Origin of the sequence: Bradyrhizobium sp. 134, from assembly GCF_023074155.1 — a bacterium.
Lineage (GTDB): Bacteria > Pseudomonadota > Alphaproteobacteria > Rhizobiales > Xanthobacteraceae > Bradyrhizobium.
In genome coordinates this window covers 872,694-888,358 of sequence record NZ_JADPKX010000034.1, presented here as the reverse complement: position 1 = coordinate 888,358, position 15,665 = coordinate 872,694, and the positions used below count along the sequence as shown (strand labels likewise).

Below are 15,665 nucleotides of genomic sequence, written 5' to 3'. Positions count from 1 at the left end.
GGTGTGGTTACACTCGCGCAAAAAACAAAAAAGGGCGGCCTCACGGCCGCCCTTTTGCATCCAGACAGAGAGAAACTACTCCGCCGCGAGCTTCACGTCCGGTGCAGCGGCGCGGACCTCGGCGTCGACCTGGGCTTCGAACTTGGCAAAGTTCTTCTGGAACATGCCGACGAGCGCGCGGGCGGTCTTGTCGAACTCGTCCTTGTCCTTCCAGGTGTTGACCGGGTTGAGGATCTCGCTCGGCACGCCCGGCAGCGCGGTCGGGACCGCGAAGCCGAAATATTTGTCGGTGCGGAATTCGACGTTGCGAAGCGAGCCGTCGAGCGCCGCGGTCAGCAGCGCGCGCGTCACCTTGATCGGCATGCGCGAGCCGGTGCCGTACTTGCCGCCGGTCCAGCCGGTGTTGACCAGCCAGCAGTCGACATTGTGCTGGGCGATCAGGTCGCGCAGCATGTTGCCGTAGACCGAGGGGTCGAGCGGCAGGAAGGGCGAACCGAAGCAGGTCGAGAATTCCGGCTGCGGTTCGTTGCCGAGACCGCGCTCGGTGCCCGCGACCTTGGCGGTGTAGCCCGACAGGAAGTGATACATCGCCTGCGCCGGCGAGAGCTTGGCGATCGGCGGCAGCACGCCGAAGGCGTCGGCGGCGAGCATCACCACGTTCTTGGGCTGCGGCGCGCGGCCGGTGCGCGAGGCGTTCGGGATGAATTCGAGCGGATAGGCCGAGCGCGTATTCTCGGTCTTGGAGCCGTCGTCGAAATCCACCACGCGGGTGTCTTCGTCGAGCACGCAATTCTCGAGCACCGCGCCGAAGCGGGTCGAGGCGGCGTAGATCTCGGGCTCGGCTTCCTGCGACAGCTTGATGCACTTGGCATAGCAGCCGCCTTCGAAATTGAAGATGCCGTTCGGGCCCCAGCCGTGCTCGTCGTCGCCGATCAGCGTGCGGTTCGGATCGGCTGACAGCGTGGTCTTGCCGGTGCCGGACAGGCCGAAGAAGATCGCGGCATCACCCTTGGCGCCGACATTGGCCGAGCAATGCATCGGCATCACGCCGCGCTCGGGCAGATAGTAGTTCAGCGTGGTGAAGACCGACTTCTTCATCTCGCCGGCATAATAGGAGCCGGCGATCAGCACGATCTTGCGGGCGAAATCGATCGCGACGACGTTCTCCGACTTGCAGCCATGGCGCTTCGGATCGGCGCGGAAGCTCGGCATGTCGATGATGGTGAGCTCGGGCACGAACGCCGAGAGCTCGACCGCCTCGGGGCGGATCAGCAGCGTGCGGATGAACAGCGAGTGCCAGGCGAGCTCGGTGAAGACGCGGGTCTTGATGCGGTAGGCCGGATCGGCGCCGCCATAGAGGTCCTGCGCGAACAGCGACTTGCCTTCGGCGTGCTTGAGGAAGTCCTGGTAGAGCGTCTCGAACTGCTCTGCGGTGATCGACTGGTTGCCGGCCCACCACATCTTCTTGTCGGTGGTGGCGTCACGCACCGTGAACTTGTCCTTGGGGCTGCGGCCGGTGAACTCGCCGGTGTCGGCGCAGAGCGCGCCATCGGCCGACAGCACCGCCTCGCCCGCGGAGAGCGAGTATTGATAGAGTTGCGGCGCACCGAGGTTCCAGTGAACCTGCTTGAGATTCTTTAAGCCGAATTTGTCGGCGCCGAAGGCACCGTTGCGCACGCCCGTCTCTTGCACGAAAAATCCTCCTAGAACCCACTCAGCGCGATCATGCTTGGCGCCGCCGCGGTCACCGTGATTACAGGCCGTCCGGCCTCGGTTGGAACGACCTAATACTGATGAACGCTCGCGTTGCCAAGCTGATCCCTTAGGATTTGGTTTATTCAAGGACCGCGCCAAACGTCGCGCATGTCAGCTCTGAGCAGGCGCATCAAAAAATCGACAATGATCGCGCAACCAAATCGGCGTTTCGGCGTTTCCTGAGGTTATTGCGACGCACAATGTCGAAGACAACTGAAGGACAACCGCAGTCCACCCTATCGTACCGCGCCTTCGCCGATGAGCGCGAAGGGCCCCCACATCGCAGGATAGGCGTTGCGCGGTGACGAGGTGTCGTCAACATAGGTTAACATTGCGCGGCGCAAGGCTTCGGCACGGCCGATTTTTGGTTCGTTTTTGAGCAGCTCGAAAGTCATCGTGGTCAGACGTGTGGCAGCTTCCGAATCCACGGCCCAATGCGAGACCAGGAGTGCGCGCGCACCGGCGTAGAAGAACGAGCGCGCCAGTCCGGACAGGGCCTCGGCGCCCGGCTTGTCGCCCGCGATGGTGTTGCAGGCCGACAGCACAACCCAATCCGCATTGAGCTTGAGCTGGGCGACTTCACTCGCGGTGAGCAGACCATCGTCGAACTCCGTGGGTTGATCGGGAATGGAGAGCGCGAGCGAGGGCTCACCCAGTCCCTTGATGTCGCCGGCAACCAGGCCGTGGGTGGCAAAGTAGATGATGCCGTATTGAGCAAGCGCTGCACGCTTGAGCGTCGTCTCGCTGGCGTCGCGGCCGAGATGAATATCGGCCTCGGCAGCCCCGACATCCCTAGCCACCGCGTTCAACTCATCGGCGGTGTCGGGCAGTTGCGGCAGCGCCTGCGCAAGCCGCGCGCGATCGACGCCGGCACCGCGCCAGAAATCGCTATAGGCAATGGTCGCGATGCTGCGCGCGGCGACCTTGCCGTTCGCGGCGCGCCGCTCGGCGGGCGCTTCCAGTGCAGGACTGAACACGGGATCGCCAAAGCCTGTCATCGGCTTCACGCTTTGATCCCGACGCGCGAAGGCGCGCAGCGATTTCAGGCTGACCACCGACGGCAGCACCGAGACGGCCTGACGCCGCAGCAGCCAGGCGGCGCCGCGATAGCCTTCGAGGGTGTCCGGGATAGCAGCCTGCGGCTTCTCGGTGACGAGCAGATGAAACGGCAATGCGGTCAGCGCAGCCGACGGCACCACCAGCAGGCTGCGCTTGTCCTTTGTCAACGCCTCGACCGGACCGAGCAGCGCGACATGGAGTTCGTTGGCGAGCGCGAGATCGAACAATCCGGATTTGCCGGAGGCATCGCGCGCTTTGCCGACATCGAGTCCCTTGCGGAATGCCGTCACCTTCTGCGTCAGCGCATCCGCGCCGAGTGGAATAGCCTTCCAGTCGACGCCCTCGCGCGTGATCGCGATGACATAGCTCTGCGTGTCGACGACGGAGTAGAGCACCATCGCCTCGTCGGCCGACAGCAGCAGCTGGATGTCCTTTGCCGTCAACGGCAGAGGATTGGAGAGCGACGCGTAGTCGGGAAACTCGACCGCGAGCGTCTTCAGCAAGCCCGTACGCTCGTTGGCAATCGTTGCAATCCGCGCGCGGCTGCGCTGCTCGGTTGCGAGATCGCGCTGCGCGGATTGCTTCGACACCGCCGTGACGATCGCCTTGTCGAGTGCCTCGGACTCAGCCGCGAGATCCTGGTCCCGGCGCACCAGCTCGGCGAGGCGGTCGCTGCCGGCGGCAAGCCGCACCGCGAGCTTGTTCACGGCGGACGCCGCGGACGATTGTGTGCCGCGCTGGATCGCGGCGAGGGCCTCGTCCAGCGCCTTGTCGCCGGGCAGCAGATCCTGTTGGCGCGCGGCAAACAGGACCGGCAACACGACGCGCAGCTGGGCGCGATCGCCCCGAAGCGTGTTTTCCGCGAACGGCAATGCGTCCGCGGTGCGCCCGGCCACGTAGAGGAAATAAGCGAGATTGCTGGTCGAGGTCATGACGTCAGGATGATCGGGCCCAAGCGCATTTTCGCGGATGAGCAGCGCGCGGCGAAAGAGCGGCTCGGCGGCGCCGTAGCGTTGCTGGTGCTCGTAGAGGCCGGCGAGATTGTTCAGCGAGCGGGCAACGTCGGGATGATCCGGTCCGAGCACCTTCTCCCGGATCGCGAGCGAGCGCTTGATCGGCGCTTCCGCGTCCGTATCGCGGTTGAGATCGCGATAGACCTGGCCGAGATTGTTCAGGACGGTGGCCACCGCCGGATGCTCGGGTCCGCCGGCCTTCTGGTAGATCGCGAGCGCGCGCTGAAACAGCGGCTCGGCTTCGGCATAGTGCTGCTGCTTCACATAGAGCGTGGCGAGATTATTGAGCGACTGGCCGACATCGGGATGCTCGCGCGACAATCCCTTCTCGCGAACGGCGAGCGCGCGCTTGAATAGAGGTTCGGCCTCGGCAAAGCGGCTCTGCCGCTGGTAGAGCGCGGCGAGGTTGCTCAGTTCGGCTCCGATCAACGGGGTTTCGAGACCGAGCGACTTTTCCATCAGCATGATGGCGCGCTTGTAGAGCGGCTCAGCCAGATCGTCGTGGCCCTGACCGGCATGAACCTGGCCGAGGTTGTTCAGCGCGGCGGCGAGTTCGCGACCTGTGTCGCTCTTCTCCAGGTTCGCGACCATACCTTGCGCCACAGGCAGTGCTTCCGAATATCTGCCGGCGCTCATCAGTGCGTTGATCCGCGCGCTCTCCGCGGCGAGACCTTTCTGGGCAAGGCTTGGCGTGATAAGCGATGCAGTGATCGCGAGCGTCAAACCCGCAACCAGCGTCAGTTTATTCCATTCTGCCATGACGCTCTCGCCGCCGCCTTCTGACCGGTAACGAACTTGGGTCGCGGCGATGGGCAGCAGCGTTCAATGTGTTGCGCTCTGGTTCATCCTGGTGCGCGCTTCGCCGGCGAGGCGAACCAGCATCTTGCGCAGCGCCGTGCCATCAGCGACGCGCTCCGGGAAGTCCAGCCGCAAGACGGTCTGGCCGTCCTGCATGTCGAGGCCCTCCGGATCGCAGCCTGTGCAGCGCCAGTCGCCGGCAGCAGCGCCCAGCAGTTTTGTTGCATAGAGCCCCATGGCGTCGCGGTGGTCGGCATTCATGTGCTCCACCGCGCCCTCCTCCGCCGCCAGCAAGTCCTCGGCCCCCGTGAGGTCGGTCAGGAATTGCTCCGGCTTGAGGTCGACGATCCGACCGAAGCCGGCGACCAGATGAGTTCCCGTGGGCCGAATCCGAAAGAAGGAGAAATCCTTAAAGGAAACAAAGGTTTCCGCTAAGGGATGAGCATTGAGATACCGTCGCCGGAGCAGATCCTTGTCCGTATCGGCCGACTCGGCATGGCCGGACAGCATGATCCGGGCGCCTTCCAGCGGATCGCCCGCCGCCCGCTCGTCCAGCATCAGGGACACCCGGCTGTCGGCCAGGATGTTCCTGGTGTGCACCGCCAATCCTGAGATCAGCAGGATCGGAGAGCCATCCGGATGGCTGGCCAGATTGACCAGGGAGCAATAGGGATCGCCGCTGCCGGCCATCAACGTCGCCAGGGCCCCCTGCCGTGACCGCCGCAGCAGCGATTTGGCGAGCCTTCCGGGGTCGAAATCGGGGGTCGGTTGCATCGGCTTTCTCGGGTCAGGTGGTTGCATGGAGGGCCTTTTTTCGGGTAAACCGGGGCCCGGTTATGGGTCGAGATGCGGCGAATCTGCCGTGTTTCGTGGAACTTGGTCACACTTCAGCCTAGCTTGCATTGCTCGGTGACAAGGTTCGAATGCCAACATCGGCACCCATGTATGCGGCGCATCAGTGGATTGCTCGCCGTTTCAAGCCACGACCCAAACGGAAAGCAGAAAGCAGAGGCTCATGCCCACAATCGCTTTGGTCGACGACGACCGCAACATTCTCACATCCGTCTCGATCGCGCTGGAGGCCGAAGGCTATCGCATCATGACCTACACCGACGGCGCCTCCGCGCTCGACGGTTTCCGCACCACCCAACCCGATCTTGCCATCCTCGACATCAAGATGCCGCGCATGGACGGCATGGAAACCTTGCGCCGGCTGCGGCAGAAATCCGACCTGCCCGTGATCTTCCTGACCTCCAAGGATGAAGAGATCGACGAGCTGTTCGGCCTCAAGATGGGCGCCGACGACTTCATCCGCAAACCGTTCTCGCAGCGCCTGCTGGTCGAGCGCGTCAAGGCGGTGCTGCGCCGTTCGGCGCCGAAGGACCCGACTGTCACGCCGAAGGAGAACGACGCCAAGGCGCTCGACCGCGGCCTGCTGCGCATGGATCCTGAACGGCACACCTGCACCTGGAAGAACGAGCCGGTGACGCTGACCGTCACCGAATTCCTGATCCTGCAGGCGCTCGCGACCCGGCCCGGCGTGGTGAAGAGCCGCAACGCGCTGATGGACGCCGCCTATGACGACCAGGTCTATGTCGACGACCGCACCATCGACAGCCACATCAAGCGGCTGCGCAAGAAGTTCAAGGTGGTCGACAACGAGTTCGAGATGATCGAGACGCTCTACGGCGTCGGCTACCGCTTCAAGGAAGCCTGAGGCGCGCGCGCCTCCACGAAAGACCGAGAGCATCGCCGGTTCTGATTCCATCGGGACCGGGATGGCTCTAGGATGCGGGGACCTTCGCACGAGCTGTCCTAACGCGGGCGTGAGCATTGCTTGACCGAACGCAGCCTGACGAGAACCAGAACGCCGAGGACGTCACCGCCCACGGCGCTCCGGATCAATTGGCCGAGGACAAGCCGGCCGTGCAGGGCTGGCGTCCGCTGAACTGGCTGAAGCGCGCCGGGCAGTTCTTCTTTGCGCTGTCCTTCTCGAGCCTGACCCGCCGTATCGTCTCGCTCAACCTCGCCGGCCTCGTCGCGCTGGTGGCGAGCATCCTCTATCTCTCGCAATTCCGCGCCGGTTTGATCGACGCGCGCGCGCAGAGCCTGCTGGTACAGGCGGAGATCATCGCCGGCGCCATCGCGGCCTCCGCGACGGTGCAGACCAACGCCATCACCATCGACCCCGACCGGTTGCTCGACCTCAAGCCGGGCGAGACCTATGGCGGCTCGGACGAGTATTCCCCGCTGGATTTTCCGATCAATCCGGAGCGCGTGGCGCCGGTGCTGCGCACACTGATCTCGCCGACCAAGACGCGCGCCCGCATCTACGACCCGAACGGCAGCCTGCTGGTCGACAGCCGCAGCCTCGATACCGTGGTGCGCTTTCCCCTGCCGTCGGTCGCCGCCGAGAAGCCGGGCATGGTCGAACGCGGCATGGTCGCGGTCCGCACCTGGCTCAATCGCGGCGACCTGCCGCTCTATCGCGAGCTCGGCCCCGAGAACGGCAATGGCTATGCGGAGGTCGGCGACGCGCTCCAGGGCCAGAAGCGCTCGATGGTGCGGGTCAATGCGCGCGGCGAGGTGATCGTCTCGGTCGCGGTCCCCGTGTTGCGCTCGCGCGCCATCCACGGCGCGCTGATGCTGTCGACGCAGGGCGACGACATCGACCAGATGGTCACCGCCGAGCGCCTCGCGATCCTCAAGGTGGGCGGCGTTGCCGCCGCGGTCATGATCATGCTGTCGCTGCTGCTCGCCAGCACGATCGCAGGTCCGGTCCGCCGGCTCGCCGACAGCGCCGAACTGATCCGCCGCCGGATCAGGACCCGGGTCGAGATTCCCGACTTCACCCGTCGTCGCGACGAGATCGGCCATCTCTCCGGTGCGCTGCGCGACATGACCAGTGCACTGTACAGCCGCATCGAAGCGATCGAAATGTTCGCCGCCGACGTCGCGCATGAATTGAAGAACCCGTTGACCTCGTTGCGCTCCGCGGTCGAAACCTTGCCGCTGGCGCGCAACGAGAACAGCCGCGCGCGCCTGCTCGAGGTGATCGAGCATGACGTCAAGCGGCTCGACCGGCTGATCTCGGACATCTCCGACGCCAGCCGTCTCGATGCCGAACTGCAGCGCCAGGATGCGATCCCGGTCGATCTGCGCCGCCTGCTGACCACGCTCGTGTCCGTCGCCAATGAAACCAAGCTCGGCCATGACGTCGCGGTCGAAATGCGTTTCGAGGGCCGCGGCCCGACCGACAATTTCGCCGTGACGGGCCACGATTCGCGGCTCGGACAGATCGTCTCCAACCTGCTCTCGAACGCACAGTCCTTCTCCGAGCCCGGCAACAAGGTGCGCCTCACCTGCCGCCGCGTGCGCGGCGAGATCGAGATCGTGGTCGACGACGACGGCCCCGGAATCCGCGACGACGCGCTGGAGCGCATCTTCGAGCGCTTCTACACCGACCGCCCTCATCAGGGCTTTGGCCAGAACTCCGGCCTCGGCCTGTCGATCTCCAAGCAGATCGTCGACGCGCATGGCGGACGCATCTGGGCGGAGAACCGTCCCGGCCCGGCGGATGAGGACGGAGCGCCTAGTGTTGTCGGCGCGCGCTTCGTGGTGAGGCTGCCGGCGCTATGAGCGACGGCGGCCCCAGCATTCACGCCTCGGCGGTCAAGGTTGGAGATCTGGCGGTGCTGATCCGCGGGCCCTCGGGCTCCGGCAAGTCGCGCCTTGCCTTCGATTTAATCATGGCGGGACGTAGCGGCGTGCTGGAAAGGGCCGTTCTGGTCGGTGATGACCGTGTCCATCTGGCGACACTCGGCCGCGAAATTGAGGTCCGCCCCGCTCCGGTCCTGGCCGGCCTGATCGAGATCCGGGGGCTCGGAATCCGGCGCTGCGACTTTGTGGAGCATGCGACCGTCGGCCTCGTGGTCGATCTGGACGCCGCGGATGCGGAGCGGCTGCCGCTGGCCGAATCCCTGAAAACAGTCATTTTAGGTGTCGAAATACCGCGAATCCCGATCGGCCGCGACTATTCGCCCCTTCCTCTGGTTGTCTCGGCCTTGACCACTACCAAGAGTTCATCTTCCGTTAACCCTTCAGGCGATTGTTTGAAGGGAAATGGTAACCATATGAACCCCACACTCGCGACCGAATAGACCGGCGCAGCTCCCCTTATCCATCCGTCTAGATTCAGGGAGATACGCAACATCCCCTCTTGCGCGGGGGCTCTGGATGGTCAAAGTGGCGCGTTCGTGCGGTGCACCAAAAGCGCCCGCGAGGAGTTTTCCGATGATTGGTCTAGTACTTGTGACCCACGGGCGCCTTGCCGACGAATTCAAGGCAGCGCTTGAACATGTCATGGGCCCACAAAAGCAAATCGAAGCGATCACGATCGGCGCCGAAGATGATTCCGATCTCTGTCGAAGCGACATCATCGAGGCGGTTAACCGCGTCGATTCCGGCGACGGCGTCGCGATCCTCACCGACATGTTCGGCGGCACGCCGTCCAACCTGGCAATATCCTGCATGAGCCGGCCGAAGGTCGAAGTGCTCGCGGGCATCAACCTTCCCATGCTGGTGAAGCTTGCCAAGGTGCGCGAGGAGCGTCCGCTCCCGGACGCGATCGCGATGGCCCAGGAAGCCGGCCGCAAATACGTCACCATCGCCAGCCGCGTCCTCGCCGGCAAATGAGCGACGAGGCGCCGCAAGCCGGGACGGGCGTGCCCGCGGGCGCGATCTCCAAGGACCTCCTGATCATCAACAAGCGCGGCCTGCACGCGCGGGCCTCCGCCAAGTTCGTCCAGGCGGTGGAGCGCTTCAGCGCGCAGGTCTGGGTGACGCGCGGCGGCGAAACCGTCGGCGGCACCTCGATCATGGGCCTGATGATGCTCGCCGCGGGTCCCGGCACCACCATCACGGTCGCCGCTTCCGGCGATGATGCCGAAGCCGCGCTGGCGGCGATCACCGAACTCGTTGAAAGCAAATTCAACGAGGAAGGGATTTAGGCAGCGTCGCCTCGATCACTTCCCCGGCGGCGCGATGTAGATGTTCCAGCTCATCGACGGACCGGCCTTGCCATGGGTGAAACGGCGCGTCGTCATCACGATGCGCTCGGCGTTCGGCGCAACCTCGGACACCCATTTCTCGAACGCCGGCAGGCGACCGTCGGCCGGATCGAACACGCCGATGAAACCGTATCTCTTGACGTCATCGGGCGAAATCAACCCGGAGCCCCAGGCTTCGAGCGGCGTGAACGCGGCCGGATGATCCGGGCTGTAGAACACCATCGGCTGGATCGACTCCATGGTGCCGGCGACGACCGCCCAGCGCGAGGCGAAGCGCGCGTGCCAGGCCTGCGTCAGCTCGCGCGCGAGATCCGAGCGCGCGCCATAGGTCGCCGTGTTGCCGGCATTGGCCGCCATCTCGCGCGCGGCGATCCAGGGCGAGGCAGCGAGCGTGGCGACGCTGAGCACGAGCCAGATCGCGACAATGTTGAACAGCGCAGCACTCTGCACCCGCAGCGCCGGGATCGCGACCAGCGCGAGCGGCACCAGGAAGAACAGCGAGATGCCCCAATCGGTCTTCATGTAGATGCTGAAGGCCAGCGCGCCGAGCGCGGGTCCGACCGCGACGATGATCTGAATGAGCCAGACGTTGCGCGCCTGCGAAAGGTTCACGTTCGCATTCGCGCCGCGGGCCCAGGCCCGCGTGACGATGCGCCAGGGCGCACGCAGGAGCAGCCTGAACCAAGGCGGCACCAGCGCCATCGCCAGCGCGGCCAGCGCCACCGGCAATGCCAGCAGCGCGACATTATGCAGGGCATAGCCGGCCACGAGCGGATGCACCTGGTCGCTGTCCTCGAGGCTGTAGGTATCGCCGGCATAGGTCAGCGGCACGAAATGCGCGTCCGCCAGCCAGACGATGTGCGGAATCATCGCCACCACCATCGTCGCGATCGCAGCCCATGGCGCCGGTGACGACAAGAACCTCATTCGCTCCGGATGGATCAGCGCGGCAAGCCCGATGGCGCCGATCATGGTCAGCACCCAATATTTGGTCATCAGCGCCAGCGCGCCGGCAAGGCCGAGCAGGACTCCGGATTGCCAGCTCCGCTTCTCGAACGCATTGAGATAAGCGAGCACGAGGAGCGGCAAAGTGACGAGCTGGAGCAGGTCGGGATTGTACTTGAAGCCCTTGAAATTGAAGATCGGGTAGAGCGCGACCATCACCACGACCAGGAACGCGCGCCGCGCATCCACGACGCGCAGCGCGATGAGCCAGCAGATCACCATACCGGTGCTGACGGTCGCCATCGCCAGCGCATAGGTCGCCCAATCCGTCGGCGGGAACACTGTGAACCAGAGGCCGGCGACCCAGCCCGACAGCGGCGGGTGCTTGCCATAGCCCCAGAGGAATTTCTGGCCCCAGCCCCAGGCTTCCGCGACGTCCATGTGAACGTCCTGCGCTGCCTTGAGATTGATCAGGATGAAGGTCCAGAGCACCGCATGCAGGATCGCAAGCTGGATCACCAGCCACAGGCGTGCCTCCGGGCGGGTCGCGCTGGCAACCAGCCAGGCCCGAAAGCGGGCATAGCTCACCCGGGTCTTCGCGCGGGCTCGGGCAGACGGGATCGAGGTCGTGGACATGGGCCTGGACATCAGGCGTTGCGTAGCGCGTTTCGGGCCTTCGTGGAATCAGCTTGGCGTGAACAAAGGCCCTGAAAATACAGCAATATGGTTGCCGCACGGGGGTGTGAGTGGTATCCCGCGCCCATGACGACCGTCCCCATTTCCAACATCCGCAATTTCTCCATCGTCGCCCATATCGACCATGGCAAATCGACGCTGGCCGACCGCCTGATCCAGATGACCGGCGGCCTCACCGACCGGGAAATGGCGGGCAAGGAGCAGGTGCTCGATTCCATGGACATCGAGCGCGAGCGCGGCATCACCATCAAGGCGCAGACGGTGCGCCTCGCCTACCGCGCCAAGGACGGCAAGGATTACATCTTCAACCTGATGGACACGCCCGGCCATGTCGACTTCGCCTACGAAGTCTCGCGGTCGCTGGCGGCCTGCGAGGGTTCCCTGCTGGTGGTCGACGCCAGTCAGGGCGTGGAGGCACAGACGCTCGCCAACGTCTACCACGCGCTCGATGCGGGGCATGAGATCGTTCCGGTCCTGAACAAGGTCGACCTTCCCGCCGCAGAGCCGGAGAAGGTCAAGCAGCAGATCGAGGACGTCATCGGCATCGACGCCTCCGAGTCCGTGATGATCTCGGCCAAGACCGGCCTCGGCGTGCCCGATGTGCTGGAGGCGATCGTCACCCGCCTGCCGCCGCCGAAGGGCGACCGCGAGGCGACGCTGAAGGCGTTGCTGGTCGACAGCTGGTACGACGTCTATCTCGGCGTGGTGGTGCTGATCCGCGTCGTCGACGGCGTCATGAAGAAGGGCAGCCGGGTCCGCATGATGGGCACGGGCGCGGCCTATGACATCGAGCGCGTCGGCTTCTTCACCCCGAAGATGACGCAGGTCGACGAGCTCGGCCCGGGCGAGATCGGCTTCATCACCGCCGCGATCAAGGAAGTGGCCGACACCCGCGTCGGCGACACCATCACCGACGACAAGAAGCCTGTCACCGAGATGTTGGCGGGCTTCAAGCCGGCCATACCCGTGGTGTTCTGCGGCCTGTTCCCCGCCGACGCCGATGACTTCGAGACCTTGCGCGCGGCGATGGGCAAGCTGCGCCTCAACGATGCGAGCTTCTCCTACGAGATGGAGACCTCGGCCGCACTCGGCTTCGGCTTCCGCTGCGGCTTCCTCGGGCTGTTGCATCTGGAGATCATCCAGGAGCGTCTGTCGCGGGAATTCGATCTCAACCTGATCGCGACCGCGCCGAGCGTGATCTACAAGATGAGCCTCACTGACGGGCAGGAAATCTCGATTCACAATCCTGTCGACATGCCGGACGTGGTCAAAATTGCGGAGATCCAGGAGCCCTGGATCGAGGCCACGATCCTCACCCCCGACGAATATCTCGGCAGCGTGCTGAAGCTGTGCCAGGACCGCCGCGGCTCGCAGAAGGAGCTGACCTATGTCGGCTCCCGCGCCATGGTGAAATACGATCTGCCGCTCAACGAGGTCGTGTTCGACTTCTACGACCGCTTGAAGTCGGTCTCCAAGGGCTATGCCTCGTTCGACTATCATCTCACCGACTACAAGCCGGCCGATCTGGTCAAGATGCAGATCCTGGTCAACAACGAGCCGGTCGACGCGCTCTCGATGCTGGTGCATCGCACCCGCGCCGAAGGCCGCGGCCGCGCCATGGTCGAGAAGATGAAGGATTTGATCCCGCCGCACATGTTCCAGATCCCGATCCAGGCAGCGATCGGCGGCAAGGTGATCGCGCGCGAAACCGTCCGCGCGCTGCGCAAGGACGTCACCGCAAAGTGCTACGGCGGCGACATCACGCGTAAGCGCAAACTTCTGGAGAAGCAGAAGGAAGGCAAGAAGAAGATGCGGCAGTTCGGCAAGGTCGACATCCCGCAGGAAGCTTTTATTGCCGCGCTGAAGGTGGATAGCTGAGGCGAGCGCCCCGCCCGGCTCGAGCGAGACGACACAGGCCCGGTTCGGGACCTTTAGGGCCGGACAACAAAAAACACGAAAACAACCCCATGCACAGTAGCCGGCCCTTTGCCGGCATTGGGTTTTTTCGAGCTTCCGATTTTACGAAATCTATTTGACTCGTCGGGCAAAACAGGAGCATGATGCCATCGTCGCACTCCGCCGGCTGCCGCATGAAACAGCTGGAAGCCCCTAGTGGGGTTTCTCGTTCTTCATTCGACCCCGAAGGCACGGCGTGCCCCAGGACCATGCGGTTATCGCTTAGCAACTGACCTCGGTCTCCCCGACGAGCCCGACTGTCGCGAAGTAGCGATCCAGCCGCTCCACATCGACTGACGAGACCACCGCACCGACATATCCGTCCGGCCGCACCAGCCACCATTGACCTGGCTCAGGCGCATAGGCGCCCTCGAAATAACCGTCGCTGTCGGCAAGGTCCCCGCCGGCACCAATGTGATGAATGTGCAGACCGGCGCGTGGCGCTATGAGGTTCCGCTCCGCGTTGAACGCGAGAAGCGTCCAATGGGCCCCGGCGAACAGCTCAAACAGCCGCCGCGTCTTGCCTGCCGAACCTTGAAGCGGTGCATCGGGTGCACGGTTTCCTGCGACGACGAGGCCGCGACGCTCGGGCGCGTCCAGCGCCAACGGGGAGCCCGCATAACCGATGTCTAGTTGCTGAACCTCTCTGCCGCGCCGGCTGTCTCCTCGCTTGGTCGCATCCAGCAACTTGGTCGCCAGTCCCAGCGTCGCCGCCGCGATCGGCCGCCGTTCTTCCTCATAGGTCTCGAGAAGCGCAGCCGGAGCCCGAGAGGCGAGCACGGCCGCAAGCTTCCATCCGAGGTTATAGGCGTCCTGAACGCTGGTATTGAGCCCCAAGCCGCCGGTTGGCGGATGTGTGTGCGCGGCGTCGCCCGCCAGGAAGACGCGGCCGACGCGGTAATGGTCGGCGAGGCGCGCGTTCATGGTGAAGGCCGAGGCCCAGGATACGGAGTGAACGCAAACATCTTTCCGGCCGGTGCGTCCGGTCAACATCGCGGTGAGGCCGTCCTCGGACAGATCGACATCTCCCTCGAGCGGAACGGGGGCCTGCAACTGAAAGAGTTCGGTGCCTGCCAGCGGGCAGACCGAGATCTGCCGCTCCATGTCGCCTTCGTTGAAGCGGTGCCAGGCGTCGCGCCCGAAGCCGGTCAAATTAATATCGGCAACGACGGCGCGGACGCCCAGTGTCTTGCCCGGGAAATCGATGCCGAGCATCTTGCGAACGAAGCTGCGCCCGCCGTCCGTGCCGACAAGGTAGCCAACACGGATGACCTCCTCTGCGGACTTGCGGGCGAGACGCGCGGTCACGCCATCCTCGTCCTGCTCGAAGGAGACCAGTTCGCAGCCGAACTCCGGCTCATACCCAAGCTCGAGCAGGCGTTCTCGCATCACCCGCTCGGTCAAGAACTGCGGCACCATGAGCGGAATGTGGAAGGGCTCGGCTGCGCTTGGCTCTGACGGCTCGAACGGAGCCTTCTCGGAAAAGCTGCCATCGGGACGATACTCGCGAGGCATCGGGTACAGGCCCCCGGCTGCGACCAGACGATCGAGAATGCCGAGGTCCTCGAATATCTCCTGCGTCCGCGGCTGAATGCCTTTCCCGCGGGAGCCGCGGAATGCATCGTCCATCTTCTCGATTAGGCGGAACGGCACGCCGCGCCGGGCGAGTTCGATTGCCAGCGTCAATCCAGCCGCGCCGGCGCCGCAGATAAGCACCTCGGTTTCATATCTGGTTGTCATGATCTTTCCTTTCCGTGTATTTTGCACGTAATCGGAGAAGCAGAATCATGTCAACAAAAAACGTGCAAAATACACGCATCTCGGAACAGATCCGGGTGATCCATGGCGCACTGCTCGACATCGTGAGCGTCATAAACCGGCCGGATCGCGATGAGGTCCTGATCAAGGAAGCGGGTATTCGGCTCGATCGGGCACTCTTCCCACTGCTTGTGAGCATCGAACGGCTGGGGCCAATCAGCATCGTGGAGCTGGCCGCGAGAACCGGCCGCGATCACACGACGGTCAGCAGGCAGGTCGCAAAGCTCGAGAGCCTTGGTTTGGTGGATCGCCGGGCGAATGAAACCGACCGGCGCGTGCGCGAGGCGGTGGTGACCAGGCAAGGCAAGGAAATGACCGTGCATATCGATGCGGCGCGCGAACGCATCGGCACCGCGATCTTCGCAAGCTGGAAGCCGGCCGAGATCGATGACCTTGTGAGGCTCATGCGCAAATTCGCAGATGCCATGAAGGACCAGCCGCAGGGCTGAAACGGATACGACCCAGAGACGGATACGACCCAGAGAGAAGGCGTGCTTGCGTGCGCTGTCGGCATCTCAAGCCAGTGAAGCTCGTAGGATGGGTTGAGCTCTTGCGA

Annotated in this window: 12 protein-coding genes; 7 read left to right on the top strand and 5 right to left on the bottom strand. The window is 64.2% G+C overall.

All coding sequences use genetic code 11. From position 1 onward, the window contains the following. Positions 1 to 75 precede the first annotated feature (75 nt). The 3 genes from IVA75_RS13775 to IVA75_RS13765 form a co-directional block, all read right to left on the bottom strand. Positions 76 to 1,692, bottom strand: coding sequence for a phosphoenolpyruvate carboxykinase (locus IVA75_RS13775; RefSeq protein WP_027565826.1), 1,617 nt, complete (start codon positions 1,690 to 1,692; stop codon positions 76 to 78). Between the two features lie 299 nt (positions 1,693 to 1,991). Further along, positions 1,992 to 4,586 (bottom strand): CHAT domain-containing tetratricopeptide repeat protein, encoded by a 2,595-nt coding sequence (locus IVA75_RS13770; RefSeq protein ID WP_247285403.1) that lies wholly within the window; start codon positions 4,584 to 4,586, stop codon positions 1,992 to 1,994. A gap of 63 nt (positions 4,587 to 4,649) precedes the next feature. Next, positions 4,650 to 5,399: a DUF2470 domain-containing protein gene (locus IVA75_RS13765; RefSeq protein WP_247285401.1), complete on the bottom strand. Its 750-nt coding sequence runs from the start codon at positions 5,397 to 5,399 to the stop codon at positions 4,650 to 4,652. Positions 5,400 to 5,640: 241 nt separating this feature from the next. Here IVA75_RS13765 and IVA75_RS13760 point away from each other — a divergent pair, with 241 nt between their 5' ends. The 5 genes from IVA75_RS13760 to IVA75_RS13740 all read left to right on the top strand — a co-directional run bounded on the left by IVA75_RS13760 (position 5,641) and on the right by IVA75_RS13740 (position 9,634). Continuing rightward, positions 5,641 to 6,342: a response regulator transcription factor gene (locus IVA75_RS13760; protein WP_007597749.1), complete on the top strand. Its 702-nt coding sequence runs from the start codon at positions 5,641 to 5,643 to the stop codon at positions 6,340 to 6,342. Between the two features lie 116 nt (positions 6,343 to 6,458). After that, the gene (locus tag IVA75_RS13755) at positions 6,459 to 8,264 is read left to right on the top strand and encodes a sensor histidine kinase (RefSeq protein ID WP_247285400.1); all 1,806 of its coding nucleotides are present in this window, start codon (positions 6,459 to 6,461) and stop codon (positions 8,262 to 8,264) included. Then, complete coding sequence (locus IVA75_RS13750; protein WP_247285399.1) at positions 8,261 to 8,785, top strand: HPr kinase/phosphatase C-terminal domain-containing protein; 525 nt, start codon at positions 8,261 to 8,263, stop codon at positions 8,783 to 8,785. The genes IVA75_RS13755 and IVA75_RS13750 overlap by 4 nt, the downstream gene beginning before the upstream one ends. A 133-nt stretch (positions 8,786 to 8,918) precedes the next feature. Further along, positions 8,919 to 9,320, top strand: a complete 402-nt coding sequence (locus IVA75_RS13745) for a PTS sugar transporter subunit IIA (protein ID WP_007597752.1) — start codon at positions 8,919 to 8,921, stop codon at positions 9,318 to 9,320. Beyond that, positions 9,317 to 9,634: an HPr family phosphocarrier protein gene (locus IVA75_RS13740; protein WP_018460059.1), complete on the top strand. Its 318-nt coding sequence runs from the start codon at positions 9,317 to 9,319 to the stop codon at positions 9,632 to 9,634. Before IVA75_RS13745 ends, IVA75_RS13740 begins: the two co-directional genes overlap by 4 nt. Positions 9,635 to 9,649: 15 nt before the next feature. Here the strand turns inward: IVA75_RS13740 and IVA75_RS13735 are convergent, their stop codons facing one another. Then, entirely contained in the window at positions 9,650 to 11,275 is a 1,626-nt protein-coding gene (locus IVA75_RS13735; protein ID WP_247285476.1) for a glycosyltransferase family 39 protein, read from the bottom strand. Positions 11,276 to 11,401: 126 nt separating this feature from the next. Here IVA75_RS13735 and lepA point away from each other — a divergent pair, with 126 nt between their 5' ends. Further along, positions 11,402 to 13,213 (top strand): translation elongation factor 4, encoded by a 1,812-nt coding sequence (gene lepA, locus IVA75_RS13730; RefSeq protein ID WP_018460061.1) that lies wholly within the window; start codon positions 11,402 to 11,404, stop codon positions 13,211 to 13,213. A gap of 300 nt (positions 13,214 to 13,513) precedes the next feature. On the opposite strand, the gene IVA75_RS13725 is transcribed toward lepA, so the two are convergent. Continuing rightward, positions 13,514 to 15,031 carry an FAD-dependent oxidoreductase gene (locus tag IVA75_RS13725; protein WP_247285398.1) on the bottom strand — a complete coding sequence of 506 codons (1,518 nt, stop codon included), beginning with the start codon at positions 15,029 to 15,031 and terminating at the stop codon, positions 13,514 to 13,516. A 44-nt stretch (positions 15,032 to 15,075) separates the two neighbouring features. On the opposite strand from IVA75_RS13725, the gene IVA75_RS13720 reads away from it, so the two are divergent. Next, the gene (locus IVA75_RS13720) at positions 15,076 to 15,558 is read left to right on the top strand and encodes a MarR family transcriptional regulator (RefSeq protein WP_247285475.1); all 483 of its coding nucleotides are present in this window, start codon (positions 15,076 to 15,078) and stop codon (positions 15,556 to 15,558) included. Positions 15,559 to 15,665: the final 107 nt, after the last annotated feature.

What these genes read in the sequence shown, in the direction of transcription:
- IVA75_RS13770 (WP_247285403.1), bottom strand. Translation starts at nt 4,586, where the DNA reads ATGGCAGAATGGAATAAACTGACGCTGGTTGCGGGTTTGACGCTCGCG.
- IVA75_RS13750 (WP_247285399.1), top strand. Translation starts at nt 8,261, where the DNA reads ATGAGCGACGGCGGCCCCAGCATTCACGCCTCGGCGGTCAAGGTTGGA.
- IVA75_RS13765 (WP_247285401.1), bottom strand. Translation starts at nt 5,399, where the DNA reads ATGCAACCGACCCCCGATTTCGACCCCGGAAGGCTCGCCAAATCGCTG.
- IVA75_RS13760 (WP_007597749.1), top strand. Translation starts at nt 5,641, where the DNA reads ATGCCCACAATCGCTTTGGTCGACGACGACCGCAACATTCTCACATCC.
- IVA75_RS13740 (WP_018460059.1), top strand. Translation starts at nt 9,317, where the DNA reads ATGAGCGACGAGGCGCCGCAAGCCGGGACGGGCGTGCCCGCGGGCGCG.
- lepA (WP_018460061.1), top strand. Translation starts at nt 11,402, where the DNA reads ATGACGACCGTCCCCATTTCCAACATCCGCAATTTCTCCATCGTCGCC.
- IVA75_RS13735 (WP_247285476.1), bottom strand. Translation starts at nt 11,275, where the DNA reads ATGTCCACGACCTCGATCCCGTCTGCCCGAGCCCGCGCGAAGACCCGG.
- IVA75_RS13745 (WP_007597752.1), top strand. Translation starts at nt 8,919, where the DNA reads ATGATTGGTCTAGTACTTGTGACCCACGGGCGCCTTGCCGACGAATTC.
- IVA75_RS13725 (WP_247285398.1), bottom strand. Translation starts at nt 15,031, where the DNA reads ATGACAACCAGATATGAAACCGAGGTGCTTATCTGCGGCGCCGGCGCG.